Below are 246 nucleotides of genomic sequence, written 5' to 3'. Positions count from 1 at the left end.
CCGTCGCCACATAGCTGTCGGCGTAGCCCGTGCCCTGAATGCCCTCGATCGAACGCAGCGTGTCGGTGCCGATCGACGCGTCGCCGGTCGCCGTGCCCGCCGCCATGTCGACGCTGACACCACCCGTGACCGTGCTGAGGCTGTTGTAGATGGCAACGTCGAAGCCGGCGCGGCCGTCGATGTAGTCGTCGCCGCCAAGACCGGTGAAGTTGTTGTTGAAGCTGCTGCCCAGCAGCGTGTCGGAGA

The 246-nt window shown here is 66.3% G+C and carries 1 pseudogene; it reads right to left on the bottom strand.

Annotation, left to right across the window (positions count from 1 at the left end):
- A pseudogene (locus tag RAD10_RS42380) lies at nucleotides 1-246 on the bottom strand (calcium-binding protein); the annotation flags it as partial.

The sequence above is a fragment of the Bradyrhizobium sp. 23AC genome (genome assembly GCF_054863025.1).
The sequence above is the reverse complement of the archived record's forward strand: the minus strand, read 5'-3'. Positions and strand labels throughout refer to the sequence as shown.